The organism is Arthrobacter sp. H14, from assembly GCF_000520495.1.
Lineage (GTDB): Bacteria > Actinomycetota > Actinomycetes > Actinomycetales > Micrococcaceae > Arthrobacter_C.
The window spans coordinates 61,936-66,542 of the sequence record NZ_KI914640.1 but is presented as its reverse complement, the minus strand read 5'-3'; the positions used below and the strand labels follow the sequence as shown (position 1 = coordinate 66,542).

The following is a 4,607-nucleotide window of genomic DNA, read 5'->3' as shown; positions in this document are numbered from 1 at the left end:
GGAAACGGAAAAGGACGACGGCGGGATACGCCCCGGATGCTGACCCCGCCAGTGCCGGCTACTCACCCGAGGTTGCGCCGCAGCCGGGATATGAGGTCCAACGGCCTGCCAGCGAACAGGCCTGGCCGGCAGCTCCGGCAGGAACCGATGCCTCAATGCCTGCATCGCCGCTGTCCTACGGCACGGGATACGACACGAGCCACGGGACGAGCCATGGTGGTGGCCATCTTCCGGCCTACACGCACACCAACCAATACGTCCCGGCTCCTGCCCCCGCGGCTTACGCCACGCAGACGAAAACCGCTCGCCGTACCCCGAGCGCCCCAATGGTGGGTGTCTCAACCGGGCTGGCCCTGCTCGTCGGAGGAGGTCTGCTCGCCCTGCATTACACGAACGTCCTCGACCTTGGCACCCACGCCAGCGCAGTTGCCGCAGCGGCTGCCGCCGTCGTACTCGGCCTGAGCATTGTGGTTGCAGGGCTGCGCGGACGCACCTCCGGAACCATGGGGTTCCTCGCCGTCGTCGCGCTCATCGCAGCGGCCGTCTCCGGGCTGGTACCGACGTCGAGCAACTTCGTGGTCGGCAGTAACACCACCTGGCACCCGTCCACTATCGACGCCGCGGAGACGGGGTATACCACTCTGATGGCCGACGGGACGCTTGAGTTGGAGGGCTTCGAGGACCAGGCGCCGCTCGATGAAGAAGTGGTCATTCCGGTCAATGTCGTGATGGGCAGTAGCACCGTCGTCGTGCCGGACGGTATCCCCGTCGAGGTTCGCACTAATCTGCTCATGGGCTCTGCCGATTTCGAATCCGGAGGGGCCGAAACCGACGGCATCTGGAATCCGACGCAGCAAACATTCAATGCCTGCGCTCCGGGCGAAAAAATCATCATCGAAGTACGCGGCTTATTCAGTTCAGCCACAATTGCTGAGTCAGGAAACGGATTCTCACAATGAGCACAAACTATGAACGCGGCGACGGGCCCACCGAACCACTTCGCGGGGCAAACCAGACGGAACCAATCCGCGACAGCACCGCCGATGACCCAACCAACTCCACCCAGCCCGGCCGGCGCCCGAGGGTGGGGACTGTCGTCTGGGGCCTGATCATCATCGCCCTTGCCAGCATCTTGATCCTGGCCGAGGTGGCAACCATCAGTCTCGACTTCGGCCAGGTGATGATCGGTTTGCTGATCGGTGCGGGTCTCGCGCTGGTGATCGGTGGACTGATATCAGCCAAAAACCGGGAAAAAGATGACAAGCAGCCTTAGGAAGCGGGAAGCTGTAGGTATGGACAGGTTTTTTCGAATTATCCGTGGACTGAATCTCAAGCGTGGACCGGAACGGTGGATCGCCGGAGTGTGTGGCGGGATGGCGGCGAAGTTCAACGTCGACGTCACATACGTCCGGATTGGCTTCCTGCTTTTCTCGCTGCTCCCCGGGCCGGCTTTCGTTTTCTATCTTGCCGCGTGGCTGCTGCTGCCCGCACAGAACGGCAAGATCGTCATGCAAGGGCTCTTGGAGAACCGGAGCGACAAAAGCATCCGCTGAGCCCGCGCGGCCAGTGGTAACCGTCGTCGTCGCAATGGAACCGGGACTGAGGGAACGTTAGAGTATCAACTGAACTCGGCGTCACGCCCGTGACGCCATTTCCCCCAGCCTTGCAAGGATGAGACCTGTATGAAGATCGGAATTCTGACCAGCGGCGGCGACTGCCCCGGACTCAACGCGGTGATCCGCGGTGCCGTCCTCAAGGGCATCAAGGTCCATGGCCAGGAATTCGTGGGGTTCCGTGACGGCTGGCGGGGCGTGGTCGAGGGCGACATCATGGAGCTGCCGCGGCACAGCGTCCGGGGTATCTCCAAGCAGGGTGGCACCATCCTCGGCACGTCCCGAACGAATCCGTTCGACAACGGCGGCGGGCCGGAGAAAATCAAGGAGAACCTGGACCGGCTCGGGATCGACGCCGTGATCGCTATCGGCGGCGAGGGGACTCTGGCTGCGGCGAAACGCTTGACCGACGCCGGACTGAAGATCGTGGGCGTGCCGAAGACCGTGGACAACGACCTCGATGCCACCGACTACACGTTCGGTTTCGACACCGCGGTCCAGATCGCGACCGAGGCCATCGACCGGCTGCGCACCACCGGTGAATCGCACCACCGCTGCATGATCGCTGAAGTGATGGGACGGAACGTTGGCTGGATTGCGCTGCATGCGGGCATGGCTTCAGGGGCGCATGCGATTCTCATCCCGGAGCAGCAGGTCAGCATTGAGCAGATTGCCGAATGGGTGACCGAAGCACATGAACGTGGCCGCGCGCCGCTGGTGGTCGTCGCGGAAGGATTCATGCCGGGTCACATGGAGGCGCCGCACTCCGAACGTGGCCTGGACACCTTCGGCCGGCCGCGGCTTGGCGGTATCGGTCAGCAGTTGGAGCCGGAGCTTGAACGCCGCACCGGGTTGGAGACACGTGCCACCGTGCTGGGCCACATTCAGCGCGGCGGCGTTCCATCAGCCTTCGACCGGGTGCTGGCAACCCGTCTCGGCATGGCCGCCATCGACGCGGTAGTGGACCGGCGCTGGGGCACCATGGTCTCGCTGAACGGAACCGACGTCGAGCATGTGGACTTTGACCATGCGCTGGGCCAGATCAAGTCCGTGCCACAGCACCGCTACGACGAAGCCGCCATCCTCTTCGGTTGAGGCTCCCCTCCGGTTCGCACCGTTTTCGCCAACCGATAGGCTGAAAACATGAGTCTTGAGCCGACGACCGTTGCCATAGTCGAACTTGCATGGGCGAGACTTCTGGGGCTGGCCGACGACGCGTTCCCCAATGCCCGCCGCGATGGCCTGGAAAGAATCACCAGGATCGACGACGACGCCAAGACGGTGACCTTCGTGAAATTGTTCGACGTCGGCGTCATGGTCGGCCCGCGGTGGGCCGTTGACGCCGCGGCCGAGGTGGACGACGAGTCGCTGACACTGCATTCGACCATGCTGGATCTGACCCATGGTCATGACGGACATGGTTTGGGAGCGGCCGCCCTGTACTACTCGGACGTCCTGCTGGAGATCGGCCCGTCCGAGGTTGCAGCCGTCTCCCGGGAACCCAAACATTGCGCCGAGGTCGAGGGCCAATGTCCGCCGGACGACGTCAACGAAGTCGGGCTGACCGGTCTGGACGAACAGTTCGCCCTGGTCACCGACGAGGGGCTGGCCATCGCCGGTTCCGGTTACAACATCTGGGAAGGCATCCTCGCCCATCTTGGCACGCTCGTCACACCGGAGCTTCGCCAGCAGGGCCTGGCCACTTACGTCACGGCGGTGGCTGTCGAGGAGGCGATGGCGTCGGGCCTGGTGCCGCAATGGCGCGCGCGGCTGGACAATGATGCATCACGGGCGACGGCGGCCAAGCTCGGCTTCGATCAGGCCGGAACCCAAACCACCGTGCTGCTCGGCTGACCCAGCCGAAGAGTTACCGCGGTGTGCGGATGAAACCCTTCTGGCGCCCGATCACCTGTCCGGCATCCGGCGCGACGATGAGCTCCTGCACGGCCGGATACTGCTCGCCGTCGTCGTCGACCACCAGCTCCAGCGCCGGATCTACATTGCGCTTGATCATGGCGAGCGCGACAGGACCCATTTCGTAGTGCTGTGCGACGGACGTGACCTTTCCGGCCGCCCGTTCGCCAGCCATCACCGTGCTGCCCGGGGCCGGAAGCGTATGCTGCGATCCGTCGAGCTGCAGGAAGACAAGACGGCGCGGCGGGTGGCCCAAGTTGTGCACGCGGGCGATGGTTTCCTGCCCCTTGTAGCAACCCTTCGACAGGTGCACGGCGGTGCGGATCAGGTCCAGCTCATGCGGGATGGTCTTCTCATCCGTGTCGACGCCGAACCGCGGCCGCCAGGCGGCGATACGCAGCGCTTCGGCGGCCCAGACACCGGCCAGTGCGCGTCCGGCCACGGCACTCTCCAACTCCCCGGCCGGAATCAGGTACTCGAACCAAGTCCGCTCGTAGCCGGGATGCGTGGATTCCTCGGCCGCGGTGTAGGCGTAGCCACCCTCGCCAAGGTACGGCCAGGGGTCCTGCCACACGATCCGGCCCGCAAAATCAGCGACCTCTGCGGTCGACCCGAGTACACTCCACTCCGCCGAAACGTCGGCAATCTCCACCCGCAGGGCGAACTTCATCTTGTTCAGCCAGTCGGTCAGCCCCTCAGCCTCTTCAGTCTCAACCAGCAGCCAGGCCGTTTCGCCGTCGTCGACCACGTGGGCATCAAATTCGATGCGGCCCTGGATCGACAGAAGCAGCGTCTCACTGCCGACGCCGGGAGCCAGGGTAGTCAGCGCCTGCGAGGAGAGCGTGTTCAGCCAGCTCAGCCGATCGGGTCCGGTCACGGTCACGACGCCACGGTGGGACAGGTCGACGACGGCGGAACCGGCGGCCAGGTGCTTTTGTTCGGGTAACGGGCTTCCGTAATGGGCGGCGACGCCGGCATCCGGCCCGCCTGCTTCGACGGCTCCGGGCGTGTTCAGTAGCGGGCTGCGATAAGTCATATTGGGTCAACGTCCTCGCATCGGCGGGCTATTCCGCGCAGGTT

The 4,607-nt window shown here is 64.3% G+C and carries 5 protein-coding genes and 1 pseudogene; 5 read left to right on the top strand and 1 reads right to left on the bottom strand.

The window, feature by feature from the left end; all coding sequences use genetic code 11:
* The 5 genes and pseudogenes from Y707_RS0106555 to Y707_RS0106535 all read left to right on the top strand — a co-directional run.
* Positions 1 to 959, top strand: a pseudogene (locus Y707_RS0106555) (hypothetical protein); the annotation flags it as partial.
* Positions 956 to 1,273 carry a hypothetical protein gene (locus Y707_RS0106550; RefSeq protein ID WP_026534485.1) on the top strand — a complete coding sequence of 106 codons (318 nt, stop codon included), beginning with the start codon at positions 956 to 958 and terminating at the stop codon, positions 1,271 to 1,273. The pseudogene Y707_RS0106555 and the gene Y707_RS0106550, both read left to right, overlap by 4 nt.
* A gap of 19 nt (positions 1,274 to 1,292) precedes the next feature.
* Entirely contained in the window at positions 1,293 to 1,553 is a 261-nt protein-coding gene (locus Y707_RS0106545; protein ID WP_026534484.1) for a PspC domain-containing protein, read from the top strand.
* 129 nt (positions 1,554 to 1,682) lie between these two features.
* A complete protein-coding gene (locus tag Y707_RS0106540) occupies positions 1,683 to 2,708 on the top strand; it encodes a 6-phosphofructokinase (RefSeq protein ID WP_026534483.1) in 1,026 nt (341 codons plus the stop codon).
* A gap of 48 nt (positions 2,709 to 2,756) precedes the next feature.
* A complete protein-coding gene (locus Y707_RS0106535) occupies positions 2,757 to 3,467 on the top strand; it encodes a GNAT family N-acetyltransferase (protein ID WP_026534482.1) in 711 nt (236 codons plus the stop codon).
* Positions 3,468 to 3,480: 13 nt separating this feature from the next.
* On the opposite strand, the gene ygfZ is transcribed toward Y707_RS0106535, so the two are convergent.
* Complete coding sequence (gene ygfZ, locus Y707_RS0106530; RefSeq protein ID WP_026534481.1) at positions 3,481 to 4,563, bottom strand: CAF17-like 4Fe-4S cluster assembly/insertion protein YgfZ; 1,083 nt, start codon at positions 4,561 to 4,563, stop codon at positions 3,481 to 3,483.
* Between the last annotated feature and the right edge of the window lie 44 nt (positions 4,564 to 4,607).

What these genes read in the sequence shown, in the direction of transcription:
- Y707_RS0106550 (WP_026534485.1), top strand. Translation starts at nt 956, where the DNA reads ATGAGCACAAACTATGAACGCGGCGACGGGCCCACCGAACCACTTCGC.
- Y707_RS0106545 (WP_026534484.1), top strand. Translation starts at nt 1,293, where the DNA reads ATGGACAGGTTTTTTCGAATTATCCGTGGACTGAATCTCAAGCGTGGA.
- Y707_RS0106540 (WP_026534483.1), top strand. Translation starts at nt 1,683, where the DNA reads ATGAAGATCGGAATTCTGACCAGCGGCGGCGACTGCCCCGGACTCAAC.
- Y707_RS0106535 (WP_026534482.1), top strand. Translation starts at nt 2,757, where the DNA reads ATGAGTCTTGAGCCGACGACCGTTGCCATAGTCGAACTTGCATGGGCG.
- ygfZ (WP_026534481.1), bottom strand. Translation starts at nt 4,563, where the DNA reads ATGACTTATCGCAGCCCGCTACTGAACACGCCCGGAGCCGTCGAAGCA.